This window comes from Corynebacterium sp. HMSC036E10 (assembly GCF_001836265.1).
GTDB classification, from domain to species: Bacteria; Actinomycetota; Actinomycetes; order Mycobacteriales; family Mycobacteriaceae; genus Corynebacterium; species Corynebacterium coyleae.
In genome coordinates, this window is the sequence record NZ_KV827933.1 from 1 (window position 1) to 396 (window position 396).

At 57.1% G+C, this 396-nt stretch carries 1 pseudogene; it reads right to left on the minus strand.

The features are described from left to right. Positions 1–172: 172 nt before the first annotated feature. Positions 173–396 (minus strand): annotated as a pseudogene (locus HMPREF2736_RS11840) (IS21 family transposase); the annotation flags it as partial.

Genomic DNA, 396 nt, shown 5'->3' on the forward strand with positions numbered 1-396 from the left:
TGTGTGTAGGCCTCTTCGACTGCTGCGAGGAAGATGTCCTCTGGTAGCGCATCCGCGTAGGCCTCGTCGTTGACAATCTCGTAGAAGACATCAGCGAAGGTCGATACGCGAAGCTTTCGCATTTTTGCCCGTACTGTTTCGTCATTGATGTTGCTCATGGTTCACGCTCCTTCTAGTTTTCGTAGTGGTCAGCAGGCCGGATGAAGACGGCGTCAGCTGCGTCGCTGGTAAGCGGGGCGCTTGGGCGTTGTTGGTTCTTCGTCGCGGGCTGTGTCTTTCGCCCTGGTGCAGCAGGGTGCTGCTGAGCGTGCGCAATGTCAGTCTGGATGCGCTTGATCACAGCCATAGTTGGAGCCAGCTTCTTTTCTAAGACCTGCTGGCACGCCGGCTCGAGGG